Origin of the sequence: Bacillus sp. UNC69MF (assembly GCF_000746035.1) — a bacterium.
Taxonomy (GTDB): domain Bacteria; phylum Bacillota; class Bacilli; order Bacillales; family Bacillaceae; genus Bacillus; species Bacillus velezensis.
Window position 1 is genome coordinate 136,513 of the sequence record NZ_KN050799.1, and the last position, 21,450, is coordinate 157,962.

22 protein-coding genes are annotated in these 21,450 nt (G+C 45.9%); 15 read left to right on the forward strand and 7 right to left on the reverse strand.

The window, feature by feature from the left end:
• Window positions 1-47: 47 nt before the first annotated feature.
• The 4 genes from BR62_RS19985 (at window position 48) to BR62_RS0117835 (ending at window position 3,283) form a co-directional block, all read left to right on the forward strand.
• Entirely contained in the window at window positions 48-176 is a 129-nt protein-coding gene (locus tag BR62_RS19985; RefSeq protein WP_007408056.1) for a hypothetical protein, read from the forward strand.
• 137 nt (window positions 177-313) lie between these two features.
• The gene (locus tag BR62_RS0117825; RefSeq protein ID WP_012118176.1) at window positions 314-1,081 is read left to right on the forward strand and encodes an SDR family oxidoreductase; all 768 of its coding nucleotides are present in this window, start codon (window positions 314-316) and stop codon (window positions 1,079-1,081) included.
• A 60-nt stretch (window positions 1,082-1,141) separates the two neighbouring features.
• The gene (locus BR62_RS0117830) at window positions 1,142-1,828 is read left to right on the forward strand and encodes a metal-dependent hydrolase (protein WP_007613083.1); all 687 of its coding nucleotides are present in this window, start codon (window positions 1,142-1,144) and stop codon (window positions 1,826-1,828) included.
• A 138-nt stretch (window positions 1,829-1,966) separates the two neighbouring features.
• Window positions 1,967-3,283: a CBS domain-containing protein gene (locus tag BR62_RS0117835; protein ID WP_012118175.1), complete on the forward strand. Its 1,317-nt coding sequence runs from the start codon at window positions 1,967-1,969 to the stop codon at window positions 3,281-3,283.
• A 28-nt stretch (window positions 3,284-3,311) separates the two neighbouring features.
• Here BR62_RS0117835 and BR62_RS0117840 read toward each other — a convergent pair whose 3' ends face one another.
• Window positions 3,312-3,614 (reverse strand): YtpI family protein, encoded by a 303-nt coding sequence (locus tag BR62_RS0117840; protein ID WP_003152434.1) that lies wholly within the window; start codon window positions 3,612-3,614, stop codon window positions 3,312-3,314.
• Between the two features lie 116 nt (window positions 3,615-3,730).
• Here BR62_RS0117840 and BR62_RS0117845 point away from each other — a divergent pair, with 116 nt between their 5' ends.
• Window positions 3,731-4,672, forward strand: coding sequence for a DHH family phosphoesterase (locus BR62_RS0117845; protein ID WP_003152435.1), 942 nt, complete (start codon window positions 3,731-3,733; stop codon window positions 4,670-4,672).
• Between the two features lie 17 nt (window positions 4,673-4,689).
• Here the strand turns inward: BR62_RS0117845 and BR62_RS0117850 are convergent, their stop codons facing one another.
• From BR62_RS0117850 to BR62_RS0117860, 3 genes are all read right to left on the reverse strand, one after another.
• Window positions 4,690-4,881 carry a YtzJ family protein gene (locus BR62_RS0117850; protein ID WP_007408061.1) on the reverse strand — a complete coding sequence of 64 codons (192 nt, stop codon included), beginning with the start codon at window positions 4,879-4,881 and terminating at the stop codon, window positions 4,690-4,692.
• Between the two features lie 105 nt (window positions 4,882-4,986).
• Window positions 4,987-5,490: a sporulation membrane protein YtrI gene (gene ytrI / locus BR62_RS0117855; RefSeq protein WP_007408062.1), complete on the reverse strand. Its 504-nt coding sequence runs from the start codon at window positions 5,488-5,490 to the stop codon at window positions 4,987-4,989.
• Complete coding sequence (locus BR62_RS0117860) at window positions 5,487-5,828, reverse strand: sporulation membrane protein YtrH (protein ID WP_003152438.1); 342 nt, start codon at window positions 5,826-5,828, stop codon at window positions 5,487-5,489. The genes ytrI and BR62_RS0117860 overlap by 4 nt, the downstream gene beginning before the upstream one ends.
• Window positions 5,829-5,970: 142 nt before the next feature.
• Here BR62_RS0117860 and dnaE point away from each other — a divergent pair, with 142 nt between their 5' ends.
• The 7 genes from dnaE (at window position 5,971) to BR62_RS0117900 (ending at window position 16,290) form a co-directional block, all read left to right on the forward strand.
• Window positions 5,971-9,309 carry a DNA polymerase III subunit alpha gene (dnaE, locus tag BR62_RS0117865; protein ID WP_032871703.1) on the forward strand — a complete coding sequence of 1,113 codons (3,339 nt, stop codon included), beginning with the start codon at window positions 5,971-5,973 and terminating at the stop codon, window positions 9,307-9,309.
• A gap of 139 nt (window positions 9,310-9,448) precedes the next feature.
• The gene (locus tag BR62_RS0117870) at window positions 9,449-10,681 is read left to right on the forward strand and encodes an NADP-dependent malic enzyme (RefSeq protein ID WP_007613079.1); all 1,233 of its coding nucleotides are present in this window, start codon (window positions 9,449-9,451) and stop codon (window positions 10,679-10,681) included.
• Between the two features lie 328 nt (window positions 10,682-11,009).
• Window positions 11,010-11,882, forward strand: a complete 873-nt coding sequence (accD, locus tag BR62_RS0117880; protein ID WP_007613077.1) for an acetyl-CoA carboxylase, carboxyltransferase subunit beta — start codon at window positions 11,010-11,012, stop codon at window positions 11,880-11,882.
• Window positions 11,867-12,844 carry an acetyl-CoA carboxylase carboxyl transferase subunit alpha gene (gene accA / locus BR62_RS0117885; RefSeq protein ID WP_020956193.1) on the forward strand — a complete coding sequence of 326 codons (978 nt, stop codon included), beginning with the start codon at window positions 11,867-11,869 and terminating at the stop codon, window positions 12,842-12,844. The genes accD and accA overlap by 16 nt, the downstream gene beginning before the upstream one ends.
• Window positions 12,845-13,035: 191 nt before the next feature.
• Window positions 13,036-13,995 carry a 6-phosphofructokinase gene (gene pfkA / locus BR62_RS0117890; protein WP_007408068.1) on the forward strand — a complete coding sequence of 320 codons (960 nt, stop codon included), beginning with the start codon at window positions 13,036-13,038 and terminating at the stop codon, window positions 13,993-13,995.
• Window positions 13,996-14,034: 39 nt separating this feature from the next.
• The gene (pyk, locus tag BR62_RS0117895; RefSeq protein ID WP_007408069.1) at window positions 14,035-15,792 is read left to right on the forward strand and encodes a pyruvate kinase; all 1,758 of its coding nucleotides are present in this window, start codon (window positions 14,035-14,037) and stop codon (window positions 15,790-15,792) included.
• A gap of 114 nt (window positions 15,793-15,906) precedes the next feature.
• Window positions 15,907-16,290: an FxsA family protein gene (locus BR62_RS0117900; RefSeq protein ID WP_032871705.1), complete on the forward strand. Its 384-nt coding sequence runs from the start codon at window positions 15,907-15,909 to the stop codon at window positions 16,288-16,290.
• A 31-nt stretch (window positions 16,291-16,321) separates the two neighbouring features.
• On the opposite strand, the gene ytvI is transcribed toward BR62_RS0117900, so the two are convergent.
• Window positions 16,322-17,437: a sporulation integral membrane protein YtvI gene (gene ytvI, locus BR62_RS0117905; RefSeq protein ID WP_012118167.1), complete on the reverse strand. Its 1,116-nt coding sequence runs from the start codon at window positions 17,435-17,437 to the stop codon at window positions 16,322-16,324.
• Window positions 17,438-17,534: 97 nt separating this feature from the next.
• On the opposite strand from ytvI, the gene BR62_RS0117910 reads away from it, so the two are divergent.
• The 3 genes from BR62_RS0117910 to BR62_RS0117920 all read left to right on the forward strand — a co-directional run bounded on the left by BR62_RS0117910 (window position 17,535) and on the right by BR62_RS0117920 (window position 19,577).
• The gene (locus BR62_RS0117910; protein WP_003152447.1) at window positions 17,535-17,999 is read left to right on the forward strand and encodes a DUF441 domain-containing protein; all 465 of its coding nucleotides are present in this window, start codon (window positions 17,535-17,537) and stop codon (window positions 17,997-17,999) included.
• A 399-nt stretch (window positions 18,000-18,398) separates the two neighbouring features.
• Complete coding sequence (locus BR62_RS0117915) at window positions 18,399-18,809, forward strand: YjdF family protein (RefSeq protein WP_032871706.1); 411 nt, start codon at window positions 18,399-18,401, stop codon at window positions 18,807-18,809.
• A 348-nt stretch (window positions 18,810-19,157) separates the two neighbouring features.
• Window positions 19,158-19,577 carry a hypothetical protein gene (locus BR62_RS0117920; protein ID WP_032871707.1) on the forward strand — a complete coding sequence of 140 codons (420 nt, stop codon included), beginning with the start codon at window positions 19,158-19,160 and terminating at the stop codon, window positions 19,575-19,577.
• A gap of 289 nt (window positions 19,578-19,866) precedes the next feature.
• On the opposite strand, the gene BR62_RS0117925 is transcribed toward BR62_RS0117920, so the two are convergent.
• Window positions 19,867-20,805, reverse strand: coding sequence for a hypothetical protein (locus tag BR62_RS0117925; RefSeq protein WP_197055957.1), 939 nt, complete (start codon window positions 20,803-20,805; stop codon window positions 19,867-19,869).
• Window positions 20,806-20,817: 12 nt separating this feature from the next.
• Complete coding sequence (locus BR62_RS0117930; RefSeq protein WP_025285097.1) at window positions 20,818-21,339, reverse strand: hypothetical protein; 522 nt, start codon at window positions 21,337-21,339, stop codon at window positions 20,818-20,820.
• Between the last annotated feature and the right edge of the window lie 111 nt (window positions 21,340-21,450).

A 21,450-nucleotide genomic window follows, 5' to 3' on the forward strand; every position in this document is an offset into this window, starting at 1 on the left:
CCGTCATATCAGACACCCTACATCTATAAAGATGGGAGGTAGAAGGAATGCGCAAAGAACAAGACCGTTACATCTATGATGAAAAAGAAAGTGAAGAAACGGCCAGGCTCATCTCAGAGGCATACGAAAGCGGTTATGTCGGCATGGAGGAAGCCTCTGCTCCTTCAGAAAATTAAGCTGTCTGTAAAGACGGCTTTTTTTTCGTGCGGACGAAGTGCAAAAAAGTGATATTGCCGTTTGTTTATAGTAAAGTAGAGGGAGAAACGTCTTGATTTTATTGAAGCGGCAACGTTGCCTGGGGAGGGTATTCAATGTGCGACATGCTCTAATCACTGCCGGTACAAAGGGATTGGGCCGAAAAGTGACTGAAATGCTTCTGGAAAAAGGCTTTTCTGTCACAGTGAATTACAGACAAGACGAAGAAGCGGTCGCCTGTCTGAAGGCGGATTATCCCGGGTGCCATGACAGATTGCAATTCGTTAAGGGCGATGTAACCCGGAAAGAAGATCTCATGCGGATCGCCGATGCAGCCCTTCAGCGGTTTGGAAGGATTGACATACTTATTAACAATGCCGGGCCGTACATATTTGAGCGCAAAAAGCTTGCCGATTACTCCGATGACGAATGGTATGACATGCTTGAAGGGAATTTAAGCGCCGTTTTCCATCTGTTTAAAGCGGTTATCCCGGTCATGAGACAGCAGCGGTTCGGCCGGATTATTACATACGGTTTTCAAGGAGCGGACCATGCCCCCGGCTGGCTTCACCGTTCCGCTTTCGGAGCGGCTAAAGTCGGATTGGCTTCGTTAACGAAAACCATTGCGATTGAAGAAGCTGAATCAGGCATTACGGCCAATATGGTCTGCCCGGGTGATATTGTAGGAGATATGAAAGAAGCGTCTATAGAGGAAGCAAGACGGAAAATCGGCAAAGAAAAGACGCCGATCGGCAGGTCCGGAACCGGAGAGGACATTGCGAGAATCATCGCCTTTTTATGTGAAGATGATTCCGATCTTGTAACCGGAACGGTCATTGAAGCAACAGGCGGGCTGAATGTGATTAACAGGCATCAATCCCTGTAAGTTTTTTCGTTTGTCAAAAAGGGAACTTGATAAATATTAATTTTTTATGAGGTGAAAACGATGAAAGTGACTTATCACGGACATTCTGTCATTCAAGTGGAAACGAAAACCCATAACATTATTTTTGATCCGTTTCTGACCGGAAACAGTCTGACAAATTTGAAACCGGAAGAAGTGAAAGCGGATGTCATCCTGCTTACTCACGGACACAATGACCATGTCGGAGATACAGAGCAGATCGCTAAACAAAACGATGCGCTCGTTATTGCGCCGAATGAGCTGGCCGTTTATCTCGGCTTTAAAGGTTTAAAGGTCCACCCGATGCATATCGGAGGGGCGCGCCAATTTGATTTCGGTAAAGTGAAACTGACACAGGCATTCCACGGATCGGCGGTCACTGATGAAGAAAACAAAACCATTACGTACACGGGGATGCCGGCCGGGATTTTATTGACGATTGACGGCAAAACGATTTTCCACGCCGGGGACACGGCGCTGTTCTCTGATATGAAACTGATCGGGGAACTGAATCACATTGACCTGGCGTTTCTGCCGATCGGTGATAACTTCACCATGGGCCCTGAAGATGCGAAACTCGCGGCTGAATGGCTGAGAGCGAAACAGGTCGTTCCCGTTCATTACAATACATTTCCTGTCATTGAACAGGACCCTGACGCTTTCGCCGAAAGTCTGCCCGGAGGCGTCGGCAAAGTCATGGCGGCCGGCGAGACCATTGAGCTTGCCTGACATATGTGTCAAAGACCTTCTGAATCAAGCATTCAGAAGGTCTTTTTGTGATGCCGCCTTTTTTCGGGCGTCTCATTGCGAATGAATCCCCCGTACCCTTATAATAAAAGCAGAAGACTGTCCTTAGAGGTGAAACGCTTGGCAACAAAGCATGAACAAATCCTATCATACATAGATTCGCTTCCTGTCGGTGAAAAAATTTCGGTCAGAAGAATTGCGAAAGAAATGAAAGTCAGTGAAGGAACGGCTTACAGAGCCATTAAGGAAGCCGAGAACAAAGGATTCGTTTCCACTATTGAACGTGTGGGGACCATCCGGATTGAACAGAAGAAAAAAGAAAATATTGAAAAGCTGACATACGCCGAGGTCGTCAATGTGATAGACGGCCAGGTGCTCGGCGGAAAAGCCGGTCTGCATAAAACGTTGAATAAGTTTGTGATCGGCGCGATGGAGCTTGACGCGATGATGCGTTATACGGCGGCGGGGAACCTGTTAATCGTCGGGAACCGAATCAACGCCCACCGCCAGGCGCTTGAAGCGGGCGCGGCTGTTTTGGTAACGGGAGGGTTTAATACCGACGACAGCATTATCGAGCTGGCCGATATGCTTGAGCTTCCGATTCTCTCCACGAGTTACGATACCTTTACGGTAGCCGCGATGATCAACCGGGCGATCTATGATCAGCTCATAAAAAAAGAGATTGTGCTCGTGGAAGACATTTTGACGCCCGCAGATCGGACAGTGACGCTGTCCCCTAAGGATAAGCTGGAGAAATGGTACGAAAAAAACTATGAAACCGGACACGGCCGCTTCCCGGTGATCGATCAGCAGATGAAAATCCACGGAATCCTCACATCGAAAGATATCGCGGGGCATGACCGGTCAGTTCCGATTGAAAAAGTAATGACCAAAAACCCTGTCACGGTGATCGGGAAAACATCTGTCGCCTCAGCGGCTCAAATGATGGTTTGGGAAGGAATTGAAGTGCTTCCGGTGACAGACGGGCATCACAAACTGATCGGAATGATCAGCCGCCAGGATGTCTTAAAAGCGCTTCAAATGGTTCAAAAGCAGCCTCAGGTCGGGGAAAAGCTGGATGATATTGTTTCAAGGGGATTTAAAGAAGACGAAGATGACAAAACGCCGGCCGTTTATCAATATGAAGTCACGCCGCAAATGACCAATCAGCTCGGCACGATTTCTTACGGGGTGTTTACGACGATTTTAACCCAGGCCGCCAGCCGATTTTTACGCTCCCGCAAACGCGGCGAGCTGGTCATTGAAAGCATTACGATTTTCTTCCTGAAGCCCGTACAGATGGAGTCGGTCATTGAAGTGAAACCGCGCATTTTAGAGGCGGGCCGGAAATTCGGGAAAATGGAAGTGGAAGTGTCAAGCCAAAGCGGCATCGTTTCAAAAGCGATGCTCATGGTGCAGCTGATGGAGAGAAGTTAAGGGACGCACCCGGGTCCCTTGGCATTCATTATGCGTGGTCCCTCTCCGCTTCCTTTGCATGGATGGGCTCATAATGCTTATAGGCTTTATACCCGGCCCATGCGCTGCCTGCTCCGATTAAAATGAAGACGCCGCCGATGACCAGGGTCAGGACGGAGTGAAACAGAATCATTTGGTTTACTCCGTACAAAAGCACCAGCGCGCCTAATGCCATACTTGATTTAGCCGAAAAACATTCCTTCTCCAGCGCCCGTTTCGTCTGGATTCCTTTTACTTTGTAATACACGTAAAAGCAGGCAGAAAGCCCGATGAGAAAAACAAAAACCAGCATAAATGAAATCCTCCATTATATGAGTTTGCAAAACCGTTTATACCGTTGCTGAAAGATTTTCCTTTTCCATGGATAAAGAGTATGATTAAATGAATAAAAACGAAAAGGAGAAAGCGATGAAATCCGAACTGATCAGAACCATATCATTATATGACACCATTATCTTACATAGACATGTGAGGCCTGACCCGGACGCCTACGGTTCACAGTGCGGCCTTACGGAAATCCTGCGGGAAACGTATCCCGAAAAAAATATTTTTGCCGTCGGACAGCCTGAGCCGTCCTTGTCTTTTTTATATTCCCTCGATGAGGTGGATGACGAAACCTATAAAGATGCTCTTGTCATCGTGTGCGACACCGCAAACCAAGGCAGGGTCGACGATCAGCGCTACCATTCCGGCGCAAAGCTCATGAAAATAGACCACCATCCAAATGAAGATCCGTATGGCGATCTGTTATGGGTCGATACGAATGCAAGCTCCGTAAGCGAAATGATCTATGAGCTGTACCTGGAAGGAAAGCAGCACGGCTGGAAACTGAATACGAAAGCAGCTGAGCTGATCTACGCGGGTATCGTCGGTGATACGGGGCGCTTCTTATTCCCGAACACCACAAAAAAGACATTAAAATACGCGGGAGAGCTCATTGAGTTCCCATTTTCATCGTCAGAGCTGTTCAATCAATTGTATGAAACAAAATTAAATGTGGTGAAGCTTAACGGCTTTATTTATCAAAATGTGTCACTGTCTGAAAACGGCGTCGCTTCCGTGTTCATTAAAAAAGACATTTTGGAGACATATGGAACCACCGCTTCTGAAGCGTCGCAGCTTGTCGGAACACTCGGAAATATTTCGGGTATCCGCGCTTGGGTGTTTTTCGTAGAAGAAGACGATCAAATCAGAGTCCGGTTCCGTTCAAAAGGTCCGGTCATCAACGGAATTGCCCGGAAATACAATGGCGGCGGACATCCGCTTGCGGCCGGCGCATCCATCTTCAGCTGGGATGAAACCGATCAGATTCTTGCTGATCTGGAAGAGGTATGTAACGAACACAAGTAGAGGGGAGACCCTCTTTCTTAGTGTTCATCTGTCACGGGGATGAACCAGCAGCCGAAATCAGTCAGGTCTTCGTAGACGCGGAGATTACAGATTTGGAGTTCTTTTTTTATGAGGGAAGCGAGTGTGTCTGTTTCTGCATATGCGGAATAGCCTTGTCTGATTCGGGCTGCATGATCTTTTGCCAAGCGTCGTTCACTAAAAACCTCCATTTTCCCTTCCTCCCTTCAGAATCATTGAAAATGTCTCATTTACAGTTTATAAAAAAGCGGAGAAAAAAGCGACAGATCTATGGAAAATTTTTAAAAATGACATAATTACGTCGCAAAAGAAATATGAATTTCGACAGACAATCTCGTATAAATCGTCAGTTCCTTTACTTCAGCTTTAAATTCCTTCTCATTTATGGTGTATATTTTGTTTTCGATCGTCCGTTTTAAAAGCTCCTTTGTTTTATACACGCTTTCAATATCTTTTGTGATGACTTCAGAAATATTATCTTTCACTTGTTCCTCAAATTTCATCTTGTCAGGCTGGGCGATTCTGTATTTTTCCCCATTGATCAGCTTCACATCAACACTTTGGATGAGAAGTCTTTGCTTATTATCCTCATTTAATTTATGAAGATCCTTCTGATAGATGGAGATTTGGTTTTTTAAATCCCGCGCGTGCTCACGCTGCTTTTCAATTAACGTCACCTGTTCTTCCTGAAACGTTCCGTATGTAAACAGAAAGAACAGCCAGCTGACGATGGCTCCGCACATCATTCCCGCGAAAAAACGCTGCCATCCCGGTTTTTTATAATACTCGGGAATTCTCATGATGACATATTCTCCTGGGTCAGCCATGAAATAATCAGCCAGCCGGTCTGCGCGCCGCCCATTGCTGAAATAATTAAAAGAAGCTGTTTGAAAATGTCGCGCGTGTTGCCTTCAAACAGTCCCCGCTCGAAACTGTATACCGCGTCAAATGTTCCCCCGATCGCCGCGACAAGCGCCCAGATCTTCAGCCTGTTCGCCAATTTTGTGATCGCCGTCAGCGGAGGCTCGCCTGATAAATAAGCTCCGAGGCCGCCGATCAGCGCGCCGCCGAGCAACACACCGAGGGCGATAAAATAACTGCTGATGAAATTCGCCATAAATCCGGCTTCCTGATCCATATATACACCACCTCACTTTTCTATCATATTGAGCGAAACGGACAAGTATGATGATGAGTCAAAAAAGAACATTTGTTTCTTAAGAAAACCCGTCTTATAATGTAGAAAGGCAAAATGAACGTATGGGAAAGGAGTGGCGGCATTGTCTTTTGTTCACCTGCAAGTACATAGCGGCTACAGTCTGTTAAACAGCGCCGCTTCTGTAAAAGAGCTTGTTACACAAGCGAAGGAACTCGGATATTCATCATTGGCGCTGACGGACGAAAATGTGATGTACGGCGCCATTGAGTTTTATAAAGCATGCAAATCAAACGGAATTAAGCCGATTATCGGTCTGACGGCTTCTATATACACGGACGATACGGAGCTTGAAGCACATCCGCTCATTCTTTTAGCAGAGACAAACACCGGATATCAGAACCTGGTGAAAATCTCAAGTGCGCTGCAATCCATGGCAAAGGGCGGCATGAAGCGAAAATGGATGAAGAGCTATCATGAGGGGCTGATCGCCATTACGCCCGGTGAAAACGGCTACATTGAAAGCCTGCTTCAAGCCGGGAAGTTTGAAGAAGCGGTCCGGGCTGCCGAAGGATTCCGGGAGCTGTTCGGAGACGGCCGTTTTTATTTAGGGTACCAGCCGTTTAAAGGACATGAGACGTTATCAGAAGAGATTCTCCGCCTGTCAGCCGAGACGGAAATCGCTGTCTGCGCTGCGGGGGATGTCCGTTATATCAAGAAAGAAGATCAAGATGCGTACCGCTGTCTGTGCGCTATTAAAGCCGGAGAGAAGTGGGAGGATCAGAGCGGGAATCTGCCGGACTTATACTTGAGGGCGCCTGAAGAAATGGCAGAGCTTTACACGCGGCATCCGGAAGCGATTGAAGCAGCCGCGCGTATCGCCCGGCAATGCCGGGTCGATGTCAGCCTCGGACAGACACGGCTTCCGTCTTTTCCGGCGCCGGACGGCAAATCAGCCGATGACTATTTGGCGGAGATCTGCCATGAGGGGCTGCGCCTCCGTTTCGGCACTCCTGATGAGCGCGCTGTCCGCCGGCTTGAATATGAGCTGGACGTCATCAGGCGCATGAAATTCAGTGATTATTTTCTCATCGTATGGGACTTTATGAAGTACGCGCATGAAAAGGGCATTGTGACAGGCCCGGGAAGGGGGTCCGCGGCAGGCTCGCTTGTCGCTTACTCCCTTTTCATTACCGACGTGGATCCGCTTAAACATTCTCTGCTGTTTGAGAGATTTCTTAATCCCGAGCGGATCAGCATGCCGGATATTGATATCGATTTCCCTGACACGAGAAGGGATGAGGTCATTCAGTATGTACAAAATAAGTACGGGGCCATGCACGTCGCCCAGATTATCACCTTCGGGACATTGGCCGCAAAGGCGGCGTTAAGGGATACCGGGAGAGTGTTCGGAATCAGCCCGAAAGAAGCCGACCAGCTTGCCCGCCTGATTCCGTCAAAACCGGGAATGACGCTTGATGAAGCGAGGCGGCAGTCCGCTCAGCTGAACAGGAGGCTGTCCGAATCCGCCGTTCTTCATAAAGTGTTTCAGATCGCAAGGAAAATTGAAGGTCTTCCGCGGCACACGTCAACACACGCGGCGGGGGTCGTTCTCAGTAAAGAGCCGCTTTCGGAAGTTGTCCCTCTTCAAGAAGGGCATGACGGCGTGTATTTAACGCAGTATGCGATGGATCACTTGGAAGATCTCGGTCTTTTAAAAATGGACTTTTTAGGTTTGCGCAACCTTACGCTTATTGAATCCATTAAAACGATGATTGAAAAAGAGACGAATACGAAAATTGATTTTTCCGAGATTTCTTATCAGGATGAAAAAACGTTCTCACTATTGTCAAACGGTGATACGACGGGTATTTTCCAGCTGGAATCATCAGGAATGAGAAACGTGCTGAAACGCCTGAAGCCGTCAAGACTGGAAGACATTGTCGCGGTTAACGCGCTTTACAGGCCGGGACCGATGGAAAATATTCCGTTATTTATCGACCGGAAGCACGGGCGGGCGCGTGTGGAAGTGCCGCACGAGGACGTACGAAATATTCTCAGTGACACTTACGGCGTCATCGTCTATCAAGAGCAGATAATGATGATCGCCTCGCGCATGGCAGGGTTTTCATTAGGTGAAGCGGATCTGCTCAGACGGGCTGTCAGCAAAAAGCAAAAGGACATTCTGGACAGAGAGCGAAGCCATTTTGTTGAAGGGTGCTTAAAAAAGGAGTATTCTGTAGTCACTGCAAACGAGGTCTACGATCTGATTGTAAAATTCGCTAACTACGGATTCAACAGAAGCCATGCTGTCGCATACAGCATGATCGGCTATCAGCTCGCCTATTTAAAAGCGCATTATCCGTTATATTTTATGTGCGGGCTGTTGACGAGCGTCATCGGCAATGAGGACAAAATATCGCAATATCTGCATGAAGCGAAGGGGAGCGGGATTCAAGTCCTTCCGCCGTCAATAAACAAAAGCGGTTTTCCGTTTGCGCCGGAAAACGGAGCCGTCAGATACAGTTTGCGGGCCGTTAAAAACGTAGGCGTCTCGGCAGTGAAAGATATTTATAAAGCAAGAACACATAAACCGTTCGAGGATCTTTTCGATTTCTGCTTTCGCGTACCCGCAAAAAGCGTGAATCGGAAAACCATCGAAGCCCTTATATTTTCTGGCGCCATGGACGAATTCAATCAAAATCGCGCCGCCTTGCTGGCCTCCGTTGATGTGGCTTTAGAGCACGCTGAACTTTTTCGTGCAGACGATGACCAAATGGGATTGTTTTTGGAAGAATCGTTCTCCATTAAGCCAAAATATGTAGAGGCTGAGGAATTTCCGCTCGTGGACAAGCTTCGGTTCGAAAAAGAAGCTCTCGGTGTTTATTTCTCAAGCCATCCTTTGTCTGCTTTCAGGGATCTCCTGAAAAAACGGGGGGCGCAAGCGATCACAGCAGCGCGGCAGATGCCGAAGGGGCAGCTGTCAATCGGCGCTTTGCTCGCGGGCATTAAAACGATTCGGACAAAGACAGGTCAGCATATGGCGTTTCTCACATTAAGCGATGAAACGGGAGAAATGGAAGCCGTCGTGTTTCCTGACCAATATAGAAGGCTGTCTCCGCTGTTAGAAGAAGGCGCGCTTTTATTCGCCGCCGGAAAAATGGAAGAGCGTCAGGAGAAGACACAATTCATCATGTCATCCGCCTCTCTTCTTGAGCAGACGGAGGCAGACAGAGCGCCGTCTGTTTACATCAAAATCGAAGGCAGCCGGCACAATCAGGAGTTTTTGGAAAAGATGAAGCGTATTTTACTGGAGCATAAAGGGGAAACCGGCGTTTATCTATATTATGAAAAAGACAAGCAGACGATCAGGCTGCCGGATACTTTTCATATTCAGGCGGACCATCAGGCGTTATACCGTTTAAAAGAGCTGCTGGGCCGCGAAAACGTCGTGTTAAAATAGTGGTAACAATAATCGTTTTGTTATACAATTGAAACAATTGTGCTATCTTATTTAAAGATTCTGAAATTTTTCACCTCCAGCGATTGTACCAGTCTATGCGGCAGAATATGTAACAAAGTACTTAAAAGGAGTGTTTAGAATGTCATTAAGAGAAGAAGCGTTACATTTACACAAAGTAAATCAAGGAAAGCTGGAATCAAAAGCAAAGGTAGAAGTCAGAAACGCAGACGACTTAAGCCTTGCATACTCTCCCGGAGTAGCTGAGCCTTGTAAAGAGATTTATGACGATAAAAACAAAGTATATGATTATACAATGAAGGGGAACATGGTAGCAGTCGTAACAGACGGATCAGCCGTTCTCGGACTCGGTAATATCGGGCCTGAAGCTTCACTTCCGGTCATGGAAGGGAAAGCGGTGCTGTTCAAAAGTTTCGCGGGTGTGGATGCATTCCCGATCGCGCTTGACACAAACGATGTGGACAAAATCATTGACACTGTGAAGCTGCTTGCACCGACATTCGGCGGAGTCAACCTTGAAGATATTGCGGCGCCGAACTGCTTCATTATCGAAGAGCGCCTGAAAAAAGAAACAAACATTCCGGTTTTCCACGATGATCAGCACGGCACTGCCATCGTAACCGTTGCCGGACTTGTAAACGCGCTGAAATTATCAGGAAAATCCATGTCATCCATTAAAGTTGTGGCAAACGGAGCGGGAGCGGCAGGCATCGCGATCATCAAGCTTCTTTACCATTTCGGCGTACGCGACATCGTGATGTGCGACTCTAAAGGAGCGATTTACGAAGGGCGTCCGGCCGGAATGAACGCAGTGAAAAACGAAGTGGCGAAGTTTACAAACCAAGACCGCAACGACGGTTCGCTGCAGGATGTCATTAAAGATGCAGACGTCTTTATCGGCGTATCAGTCGAAGGTGCGCTGACGAAAGAAATGGTGGAGAGCATGGCGAAAGATCCGATTATCTTCGCAATGGCCAACCCGAATCCGGAAATCATGCCTGAAGACGCGCGCGCAGCCGGCGCAAGCGTAATCGGAACAGGCCGTTCTGATTTCCCGAACCAGGTCAACAATGTTCTGGCATTCCCTGGAATTTTCCGCGGGGCGCTTGACGTTCGCGCGACTCACATCAACGAAGAAATGAAAATTGCTGCGGTTGAAGCGATTGCTTCCCTTGTTTCAGAGGAAGAATTAAGCGCTGATTATGTCATCCCGGCTCCATTTGACAAACGTGTGGCTCCTGCCGTTGCGAAAGCTGTTGCGAAAGCAGCGATGGAAACGGGCGTCGCCAGAATTACGGTCGATCCTGAGGAAGTGGCTGAAAAAACAAGGCAGCTCACGGTTATCGGCGAATAATAACACAAAAATGAAATGGCAGCGCGTTGGAAAAAAACAACGCGCTGCTGTTCAATATACGGACTGCTGGCATTTTTTTAAGGGCAGGTCTTAAAAAAATTTCAGCAGAATCCTTATTTCTTTTGAAAACGCTGACAGATAAGGCTGAACAACGCTTTTCACGGTATGAAATCCGTCCGTTTCCGTCTGTTTTGCAGCAAAAAATGTCGAATGGAGGATGACACCGTTTGACAAAAAAAGTACAATAGTTTCGGTAAAGTTATTATTAAGTCTATCTAATCGGAAGACATGCAGTGAAGAGAACCCTTCACAAAAGGGAGGTAATCATTTGTTAAAGGATATATTCACAAAAAAGAAAAAATATGCTTCCGTGCCGTCTGAGCAGGCAAAACATGATGTTCCGGAAGGCATTATGACAAAGTGCTCCAAATGTAAAAAAATCATGCTCACAAAAGAGTTAGATAAAAACCTGCGCGTCTGCATGAACTGCGGGCACCATTTCCCGATGAATGCAAAGCAGCGCATTGAAAGCCTCCTGGATGAAGATTCATTCGAAGAATTCAACCAGGGAATGATATCTGAAAACCCGCTCGGTTTCCCGGAATACTTAGAAAAAATCGAAAAAGACCGTGAGAAAACATCGCTGAATGAAGCGGTGGTTACCGGAAAAGGAACCATCAGCGGATTCCCGGCCGTGATCGCGATCATGGATTCAACATTCCGAATGGGCAGCATGGGTTCGGTTGTCGGCGAAAAAATCACGCTTGCAATTGAAAAAGCAAAAGAGGAAAAAGTCCCGTTTATCATCTTTACCGCTTCAGGCGGCGCACGTATGCAGGAGGGGGTCTTAAGCCTTATGCAAATGGCCAAGACAAGCTCTGCATTAAAACTGTTCAGTGAGGAGCAGGGACTGATTATTTCTGTCATGACCCATCCGACGACAGGCGGCGTATCGGCCAGTTTCGCGTCTCTCGGTGATTATAATTTCGCTGAACCGGGCGCCTTGATCGGATTTGCCGGAAGACGTATTATTGAACAGACGATCGGGGAAAAACTGCCGGAAGATTTCCAGACGGCGGAATTTTTATTAAAGCACGGCCAGCTTGATGCGGTGATTCACCGAAACGACATGAAAGACAAACTCGCATTTCTGCTGGACATGCACCAAACAGGAGGTGAGCATGAGTGGCTGCAAGATTAGAATTTGAAAAACCAGTGATTGAACTGCAGACGAAAATCGCCGAACTGAAAAAATTCACCCAAGATTCGGAGATGGATTTAAGCGCTGAAATCGCAAGGCTTGAAGACCGGCTCAGCAAGCTTCAGGATGAGATTTATAAAAACCTGAAGCCGTGGGACAGAGTGCAGATCGCACGCCTTCCCGACCGGCCGACGACGCTTGATTACATTCAATACCTGTTTACCGACTTTTTTGAGTGCCACGGAGACAGAACATACGGAGATGATGCGGCGATTGTCGGCGGAGTCGCCAAATATCACGGCATGCCGGTCACCGTTATCGGACATCAGCGCGGAAAAGACACGAAAGAAAACCTTGTCCGCAATTTCGGGATGCCTCACCCTGAGGGCTACCGCAAAGCGCTTCGTCTCATGAAGCAGGCGGATAAGTTCAACCGCCCGATTATCTGCTTCATCGACACGAAGGGAGCGTACCCGGGTAAAGCGGCGGAGGAACGGGGACAAAGTGAAGCCATCGCCAAGAACCTGTTCGAGATGGCCGGCCTGAAAGTGCCTGTCGTTTGTATCGTCATCGGGGAAGGCGGCAGCGGAGGCGCGCTTGCGTTAGGTGTGGGCAACCGCATGCTGATGCTTGAGAACTCGACGTATTCCGTTATTTCTCCTGAAGGAGCCGCATCCATTTTGTGGAAAGACTCCAGCCTTGCGAAAAAAGCGGCCGAAACCATGAAGATTACTGCGCCCGATTTATTAGAATTAGGAATTATTGATGATATGATTAAAGAAGTGAAGGGCGGAGCTCACCATGATATCAAGCAGCAGGCGGGCTACATTGACGGTATACTTAAAGAAACGTTAAAATCTCTTCTTCAATTGAACGCCGAAGAATTGATCTCACAGCGATATGAAAAATATAAAGCAATCGGGAAAGTTTCGGTTGAGGATCAATATATCGGGGTAAACTGAATAGACGTGAAGCCTATGGCTCACGTTTATTTTTTGTGATTTTTGTGATATTCCTTAAATTTTATTTAAAAACAATTTATTTAATTGTATAATAGGTAAGGTTTCATGGGAGCTCAGGCGTCCCTTTTCATTGTTTTAGGGCAATGATCATGATATGTTTAACATATATATGTTGCTGAGGTGAATAGGAAATGAAGCGTATAGGAGTTTTAACGAGCGGCGGGGATTCCCCGGGTATGAACGCTGCGGTGCGCGCGGTTGTGCGGAAAGCTATCTACCACGACGTCGAAGTGTACGGAATTTATAACGGTTATTCAGGATTAATCAGCGGAAAAATAGAGAAACTGGAGCTTGGTTCGGTCGGTGACATCATCCACCGCGGCGGAACAAAGCTGTATACGGCCAGATGTCCTGAATTCAAAACAGTTGAAGGCCGTGAAAAAGGAATCGAAAATTTAAAGAAACTCGGCATTGAAGGTCTTGTCGTCATCGGCGGAGACGGTTCATACATGGGTGCGAAAAAATTAACGGAACACGGGTTTCCGTGTGTAGGTGTACCGGGTACGATAGATAATGACATCCCGGGAACTGATTTTACGATCGGATTTGATACGGCGTTAAACACCGTAATTGATGCGATTGATAAAATCCGTGACACCGCTACGTCTCATGAGCGTACATACGTTATTGAAGTGATGGGGCGCCATGCGGGCGACATTGCTTTATGGGCAGGTCTTGCAGGCGGAGCGGAATCAATTTTAATTCCTGAAGCGGACTACGATATGCAGGAAATTATCGGCCGTTTGAAGAGAGGGCACGACCGCGGCAAAAAACACAGTATCATCATCGTTGCAGAAGGGGTAGGCAGCGGGGTTGAATTCGGAAAACGCATCGAAGAAGAAACGAACCTTGAAACACGGGTATCCGTTTTAGGGCACATCCAGCGCGGCGGATCTCCAAGCGCTTCTGACCGGGTTCTTGCAAGCCGCCTCGGCGCTTACGCGGTTGAGCTTCTGCTTAAAGGAAAAGGCGGACGCTGCGTAGGTATACAAAACAACAAGCTTGTAGACCATGATATTATAGAAATTTTAGAATCAAAACATACTGTTGAACCAAACATGTATCAGCTTTCAAAAGAACTGTCTATTTAAGGCGGAAGAAGCTGAAGATTTCAGAAGGAAGTGAACGAGTTGAAAAAAACAAAAATCGTTTGTACAATCGGTCCGGCCAGTGAAAGTGTAGAAATGCTGACAAAATTGATGGAAGCGGGTATGAACGTTGCTCGTCTGAATTTTTCACACGGTGATTTCGAAGAGCACGGCGCAAGAATCAAAAACATCAGAGAAGCAAGCAAAAAGCTCGGCAAAAACGTGGGGATTCTCCTCGATACAAAAGGTCCGGAAATCCGCACGCACGATATGGAAAACGGCGCGCTTGAGCTTCAGGCGGGAAATGAAATTATCGTTTCTACGAAACAGGTGCTGGGAACGCTTGAAAAATTCTCAGTTTCTTATGAAGGCCTGGCAGACGACGTGTCAGCAGGGTCTATCATCCTGTTGGATGACGGTTTAATCGGATTGGAAGTGCTAGAATCAAATCCGGAAAAACACGAAATCAAAACAAAAATCTTAAACAGCGGCACGCTGAAAAATAAAAAAGGCGTAAACGTTCCCGGCGTCAGCGTCAACCTTCCCGGAATTACTGAAAAAGACGCCAAAGACATCGTATTCGGTATCGAGCAAGGCGTTGATTTCATCGCTGCGTCATTTGTACGCCGTTCTACGGATGTCCTGGAAATCCGCGAACTGCTTGAAGAGCATAACGCGTCTGACATTCAAATCATTCCTAAGATCGAGAACCAGGAAGGCGTGGACAACCTGGATGCGATCCTGGAAGTATCTGACGGCTTAATGGTAGCGCGCGGAGACCTCGGCGTAGAGATTCCGGCCGAAGAAGTGCCGCTCGTGCAAAAAGAAATGATCAAAAAATGCAACGCGCTGGGCAAACCGGTTATTACTGCGACTCAAATGCTTGACAGCATGCAGCGCAACCCTCGCCCGACACGCGCTGAAGCAAGTGACGTTGCCAACGCCATTTTCGACGGCACAGACGCTATCATGCTTTCCGGTGAGACGGCTGCGGGACAATACCCTGTCGAGGCGGTTCAAACAATGTTTAACATCGCCACACGCACGGAAGAATCTCTGAACTACAAAGAAATTCTGTCTAAACGCAGAGATCAGGTCGGCATGACGATTACCGATGCGATCGGCCAATCAGTTGCGCACACGGCGATCAATCTGAGTGCGGCAGCTATCGTTACCCCTACAGAAAGCGGCCATACGGCGCGTATGATCGCGAAATACCGTCCGCAGGCTCCGATTGTAGCCGTTACGGTTAATGAGTCTGTATCACGCAAACTCGGCCTTGTATTCGGTGTATTCCCGGCAAGCGGCCAAAACGCGAATTCAACCGATGAAATGCTTGAAGACGCGGTTCAAAAATCACTTGACAGCGGCATCGTGAAACGCGGTGATCTGATTGTCATTACAGCAGGTTCTGTCGGTGAATCAGGCACGACGAATCTGATGAAAGTCCACACTGTCGGCAGCGTTATCGCGAAAGGGCAAGGCATCGGACGCAAATCTGCATTCGGTCCGGTCGTTGTTGCAAAAAATGCGAAAGAAGCTGAACAAAAAATGACAGACGGCGCAGTATTGGTTGCTTCAAGCACTGACCGCGACATGATCGCTTCACTTGAAAAAGCATCAGCGCTCATCACTGAAGAAGGCGGTCTGACAAGCCATGCAGCCGTTGTCGGTTTAAGCTTGGGCATTCCGGTTATCGTCGGTCTGGAGAACGCAACTTCAGTTTTAACAGAAGGACAGGTTATCACAGTTGACGCTGCCCGCGGCGCTGTGTATGAAGGCCGCGCAAGCGTTCTTTAAACAGCTTTAAAAAAGAGAGGGGGGGGGGTTCTCCCTTCTCTTTTGTCTTTAGGCTGATTTTCCTATTCCCATGCGGGCGGTGACGCGCTTTTAGAAGGGCAGGAGGGCAGAAAAATGAGAGTGTTATTCTTACTGTTTATCGTGTGTCCGGCAATTGAAATCGGTTTGTTTCTGCTGGCGGGAAAATGGCTCGGTATTTTTCCGACCTTCCTTCTCATCATTTTGACAGGCGTGTTAGGCGCCTTGGTGGCAAAAAGACAGGGAACCGATGTGTATCATCGGGTGATGCGCGACCTGCAGCACGGCAAAATGCCGGGGGAAGCGCTTCTTGACGGAATATGCGTCTTTTTCGGAGGCCTGCTTTTGATGATTCCGGGTTTTCTGTCCGATATTGCAGGGGCCTGTCTTCTGATTCCGTTCACTCGGAACCGCATGAAGCCGCTTTTGTTCAAATGGCTGAGAGGAATGTCAAAAAACAAGCGGATCATTATCAAATAAAAACGGCAGCCTTCTTACAGGGCTGCTGTTTTTATTTGGACTGAACAGTAATATAGGCCCATATTTCTTTTAAAGCGCCCGTTGTGATAAAGGCCTGAATGAAAACGAGCAGCGCGGGCCCCGCAGCCAGTCCTAAAATTCCGAACAATTTAAAGCCGGCAAACAGAGCGATTAAGGTCGCAAGCGGATCAAGTCCGATTGACTTGCTTAAAATTTTCGGCTCCGTCAGCTGGCGCTGGATAAGAACCACAATATATAAAACACCGAGACCGATCGCTTGAGGAAGCTGACCGGCAATGGCCAAATACATAATCCAGGGAACAAAGACCGATCCGGCGCCGAGATACGGGAGAAGGTCCACCAGGCCGATAAAAAAGGCGATGGTTGCCGCATGCTCAATCCCTAAAAGAAAAAGTCCGATAAAGACAATGATCATCGTGAAAAGTATGAGCACGGCCTGCGCCTTAATGAAACCTGCCATCGCTTTTTTCAGCTCTCCCGATACGGCCTTGGCGTTTGCCGAAACCCGTTCCGGAAGAATGGAATAAAGCAGCGCCTTCAGCTTATGCCAGTCCTTTGTCATAAAAAAAGTCGCCAGCATTGCGAAAATGAAGACGGCAGCTGTATTGGGAAGGAATGCAATCCATTTCGGCACCAGCTCCAAAAGATGTGAAAGCATCAGCCCCGCATTTTTAGCGGCTGTATCACCGAGGGTCTGAATATGCGTCACGATGGATGCCTGCTGATTGGTTTCAAGCCCGTTAAATAGGACGGTCAGCTCGTGGTACAATGGCTGAATGCGGGAAGTGAACAGCTCTTCACAATACGTCATAAAGGCGCTGATATGAGGAGGGAGCGTTTTGGCCAGATAGGCGGTTCCCGAAATGATTTCCGCAACGAGAAATGTCGCCGCGCCAAGAAGAATAAGCAAAAAGAAGACCAGGACAATGACTGTATTGACTGACCGGGGCATCCCCGTCAGTTTGTCCAGCCAGTCAACAACGGGAATGATCGCTGATGACAGAATAAGGGCGATCAGAAACGGATAAGTTAACGGAAATGAGGCGTAACCGGCCGCTAAAGCGCCGCCGGCCGCAGCGAGTACAAACAGCGCGCGGAAAAAAACAGTTGCATAGTGCGGGTTCACATCGATCCTCCTCTCGGTCGGCACGTCCTATTACATTAGTTTATTCGTCAAAAAAAAGGATATGAATACAGATATGATGAAAGAAGGTGCTTTCAGGATGTTTACACAGGCGAATTTATTTTTACTATTATTGCTGGCCATCGCATTGGTAGCCAAAAATCAGTCATTGCTTTTTGCCGTCGGCTTTCTCATTGTGATAAAAGCTGTCGGTCTTGATCAGAAACTATTTCCGGTTATTCAGTCAAAAGGCATCAACTGGGGGGTCACCGTCATTACAATCGCCGTTTTAGTGCCGATTGCCACAGGTGATATCGGTTTTAAACAGCTCGGAGAAGCGATGAAATCATATTATGCGTGGATCGCTCTCGGTGCCGGGATCGCGGTTGCCTTAATCGCCAAAAACGGTCTCACCTTATTGGAAAACGACCCTCATATTACAACGGCGCTGGTCATCGGCACGATACTTGCCGTCGCGCTTTTCGGAGGCGTCGCCGTCGGCCCGTTAATCGGCGCCGGAATCGCCTACTTGGCCATGCAAATCGTTAAAATATTCACTTCGTAAAGTAAAAAAGCGGCGTAAAGCTGCTTTTTTTGTGGAGAAAATAAGAGTTTGCACTTGCGCATTTTGTAGTTCAGACAAATGCCATTTACATTATTCCGATGAATGAAGCGGCTTATCATGTAACAAAGAACTTCGGGATTGAGGCGCACATGGAGCGAAAACAGCGATAGTAGATTAAGAGCTGATGGGATTTATGGGCCTGATACTAAAGCAAAACTTGAAGTGTTGTTAAAATAAGCGGAGACCCTTTCCTTCAATTTGAAAGTTTGTTAAATTTATAATGAGAATGAAAAAACACAATTCGGTTGGTAGTCCGGATGCATGATTTAAAATGTCAGTAACCTTCCCCTCCTCGGGATGTCCATCATTCTTCAGTAAATTTAGGAGGAGGGAATCGTTATGAAATTAACGGTTTACTACGATGGTCAGTTTTGGGTAGGAGTCATTGAAGTTGTGAATGATGGGAAATTAAGAGCAATTCGTCATTTGTTTGGACAAGAGCCAAAGGATTCAGAGATAATGCATTTTGTTAATAATCAACTTTTACAGACTCTCTCCCACACTGAACAAGAAGGGATTTGTGTTAAAGCAAAATCTAAGAAATTAAACCCAAAAAGATTGCAACGACAAGCTTCTAAAGAAATGAAAAATATCGGGATATCAACTAAGGCACAAAAAGCGATAAAACAGGAGCTTGAAGCAAGAAAAGAAAAGAAAAAACAACTGAATAGAAAACAAAGAGAAAAAATAAAGGAACAAAAATATTTAATCAGAAAACAAAAAGCAAAAGAAAAGCATAGGGGAAAATAGTTGGAGAGCCCGATGAAGCCCTTCGATTGAAAAGTTGAGCGGCATCAGTTAGTTTCTTCGGACTGATTTAGAGAAAAAAAGTATAAGTCAGAGCCCTTCTCGAGATGAGGAGGGTTTTTCTGCCATTTATTTAAAATCACTTACATCAGTAAATGAGTCAGTTTCAACTGATGAACGGTTTGATAAGGATATTTACAGCTGAGTACAAAAGCGAAAATCTTGTCTTAGCTGAAGTAATAATAAGCTCTCTCTTTTATGAAGGGAGAAGACTTTTCGAAGTTATTAGATATTCAAGATGTAATAAAAAATAAAGGAATGCAAATGTTAAAGTGAAGGGAGATGATTACTATGAAAAAAATAATTGTATTGGTGATCTTATGTTTTTCGTTAAGCTCTATCACAGTGGCTGCTGCTAAACAAGAACACGGCCAGAACCCAAAAGTTTCTCAGGAGCTATTTGGTGTTTTTATGCATGAGCTTTTCTGTAAAAATATATTAGACAGTGCCCGTGAATTCTATAAGGATGACACACTCTCTGTTACCACTAAAGGAGGCGTTAAATTATCCGAAGAAAAAGAAGGCAGGTATATAGTGAAGTTCATAATTATCCCTCATTCAAAGCTTCTGGGTAAAAAAGGCAAGATTTCAGGAACCGATACATTGACTTTCAGAGTAGACCCCTTCCTTTTGGGTTCTGGTTCAAGGGACAGAAATTCAGCAGTTACATTCCTGCATTTAAAGCATAACAACTCCACAAGGCAAAATTGATAAAACAGGATACTCTACATAGGATGTCCTCTTTTGGTAAAAAGGTTCCTGTCTATCACGAATAAACAGAGCAGATGCGAATTTACGGGCCGAGTACGAAAGCGAAACTGAAATCATTATTGAAATGAAAAAATCCCCCGTTTTGGGGGATTACTTTTTCTTCTCTTCTAATAGTTGAATAATTCTTTGATTAGCCTGTTTTTGCGCTCTCAACAACGAAACAATATTCCCTGTGAAACCAATCAAAATGACAAGCAGAAAAATTATAATCCACACAAGGCCATACCCCCTAAGGTGTTATTACCGTCCTGAAAGTCGAATCACTTGTATTGTTTAGACCTTCATACATTGTACTTGTCTTGTATGGAGTTGGAAATAGGACAATTTGATAGTTTTCTTTATCCTCAACTTTCGGCATGTCAATTTCATATATATTTGTGGCATTCCCTTTAACACTGGTAAATGAAACAGGTTTCCCATTAACTGACCTTTGTTCTGTCCCTGACAAGGCGACTAAGGCATAATCAATATTCGTATCATGTGAATTGAAAATTTGCAAGTATGCTTTTTGGTTGCTTTTTGATTTAAATAGGATTTTATTTCCGGTTTTATTTGATGTTAAAAATACCTGTTCGCCCGTTAATTCATCAGTTATTTTTTGGGGTTTTAGGTCTTCTTTTTCATCCCGGCTTTTCCTGATGAAACGGAGAGTAAAGTTTTCCTGTAAACCTGATGCTATATCAAGGTTAGAGCTTTCTTGTTTGTAATCAGGCTCAGGAATAATAATGAAACTTAACTCGCTGAAACTAGAAGGCGGCTCAAATTCCAGCTTGATTTTTTTCACTGAATCTTTATCCATTTTGAATGTATAAGATTTTTTGTACCCTCCGTTATCTGCTTTGAAAGGAATTGTCTTGAAGTCTGAGAGGATAACCAATCCATATTTTCTTTTGTCATTAAAATAATGACTAAAAGATAATACTTTTTTGTATCTCTTCCCGTTTTTCTTTCCAATATCCAAAGAGTCTAAAATTTGCCCGTCCTCTTCATATAAACCGTATGAAACGGTGTCAGTGCCGGGGCCGGTCACATCTTCTTGTTCATCATTGTACTTTTCATCATCTGTAACTGCAGAAGTCTGTTTGTTTTGATCTTTATTAAAAAAGTAAAGGGATGCGGCAACTGCCAAAATTACGAAGGGAACACAAATTAAAAGAATCTTTTTCATTCTCATTTTATTTTAAAGAGCGTTTTTTATGTTCCATTTTTTCTGATGCGTTACAGTTTTATATTTTTTTCTTACGTATTTGGAGTTGCCATATGCTTTCCCTTTACATCCATATCCCCCGGTTACTGTTCCCACAGCTTCCGCCCCGGCATAGTTTGAATTACTATTTGTATCAGTTTTGCTTTTTGAAAGCGCTCCGTTATTATAGTACAATCGTGATTTTGCCTCGATTGTATTTATTCTCATTTTTGCGCTGGCCTTTGTCAACATGGCGTAATTGCATGCGAAAAAGTCCAGTCCCTGTCTACGCTTTTTTAAATTCCAGTTGGTCTTATAATCAGGTTTTGACGCCATTACAGTATACGGGCTTTCGGTTGCTGTCTGAAGAATAGAGCCAGAACCTTGCGAACTGTCTTCAATCGTAATCCATTCTTCATCAGTATTAGATGTAGCAGAGGCGGTGTCTTGATAAGAAAGCAATGATCCGGAAGCTAAAGTAAAGGTAGCCAGGAAAGGTAAAACAAATTTTTTCATCTCAAAATCTCCTTTTTTGTTATTTTGTTACAGTGCCGATTATACAGGTCTATATTTTTTTATGAATGGGGAAAAACATCTGTAGATTCGACAATAGAGAGAAATAGTCCG